Source organism: Gelidibacter algens (assembly GCF_001678675.1).
Classification (GTDB): domain Bacteria; phylum Bacteroidota; class Bacteroidia; order Flavobacteriales; family Flavobacteriaceae; genus Gelidibacter; species Gelidibacter algens.
In genome coordinates, this window is the sequence record NZ_LZRN01000117.1 from 1 (window position 1) to 1,435 (window position 1,435).

2 protein-coding genes are annotated in these 1,435 nt (G+C 30.9%); both read left to right on the forward strand.

The annotated features are described in order from the left end of the window. On the forward strand, positions 1-412 hold a 412-nt coding region (locus A9996_RS19345; RefSeq protein WP_157487272.1), incomplete at its 5' end, for a glycosyltransferase. A 27-nt stretch (positions 413-439) separates the two neighbouring features. Next, a complete protein-coding gene (locus A9996_RS19350; RefSeq protein ID WP_245905295.1) occupies positions 440-1,162 on the forward strand; it encodes a WecB/TagA/CpsF family glycosyltransferase in 723 nt (240 codons plus the stop codon). Positions 1,163-1,435: the final 273 nt, after the last annotated feature.

Consider the following 1,435-nt stretch of genomic DNA (forward strand, 5'->3'; position numbering starts at 1 on the left):
ATTTATGATTAATAAAAACATAATCTATTTAGGCTCAATGGCCAGAGAGAATGTTTTTTTTGAATTAAGAAAAGCAAATGCTTTAATAAACCCTTCCATTTGTATAGAAACATTTGGTTTGACGATAATAGAATCATTTTCAAATCACTGTGTCGTTATTACAACTAATATTGGCGGGCCATCAGAAATTGTAACGAATGGAGTGAATGGAATTCATTTTAAATCAGGGGATGTTGAGGATTTTAAAAGGCAGATAAAAACTTGGTTCGATTTTTCTGATATGCAAAAAGAGAACATGAGAAATAATGCTTTTCAGACTTATTTGGATTTATATTCCCCTGATAAGCAATTAGAATTTTTTGATAAAATTTATGCAAAAGCACTTTATAATGGCGAAGGAGCCGTTTACTAAACTAAAATTAATCAATACATTAAAGTTTTGAACACAATCTTTTTAAATAATTATAAGATATTTAACGATGATATTAACGGTATTTTCATTACTAATGGGCAAACAATTATTAATACGATAAACGCCCACTCCTTCATAGTGGCCAAATCTGATGATGTATTTAAAATGGCCCTTTTAGAATCAGATATTCTACTTCCAGATGGTGAGGGTATTGTTTTCATGGCACGTGCAGTAAAAGGCAAGAAAATCAAAAAAATAGCAGGGGCAGATATACATAGTTATTTGTTAAAAGAAGCCAATGACAAAGCACTCAAATGTTTTTATCTAGGATCGAGTGCATCAACTTTAGACCTTATTGAAAATAAACTTTCAAAAAAACATACTAACATTACATTTGGTTTTTATTCCCCACCATTTAAGGACGATTTTTCAAAATCAGACAACCGGGATATGCTAACTGCGGTAAATGAGTTTGCCCCCGATATTTTGTTTATTGGAATGACGGCACCAAAGCAGGAAAAATGGGTACACACTCATAAAGACCAAATAAATTCAAAAATTATTTGTTCAATTGGGGCAGTCTTTGATTTTGTTGCTGAAACCAAGAATCGGGCACCTGAATGGGTTATAAATTTAAAAATGGAATGGTTATACAGAAGCTTTACAGCTTGGCGATTAACTAAAAGGTATGCTTATTCTACGCCGTTATTTTTGATTGAAGTTTATAAATTAAAATATTTTAAGAAGTAAACAAATGATCATTTTAAAACCTCTATACAGTTATTTTAAGGTCTGTTTATTTTGAAAAAGACTTTTCTTTTTTAGTTCTTGCAATAGGCTTGTTTTTATTGCCGCTTTCTATTAATTTAAGCACATTTACTTTGATAGTGGCACTTGGTCTTAAGCTAATTCAGGTAATTTTTTTAAAGCAAAAGCTCTTTGTTGCAAAATCTTTACTGACTTCTAGTGTTATAGGGGTGTGTTTTTTGTTGTATATCTTCTTGAATTGCATTGTACAAACTG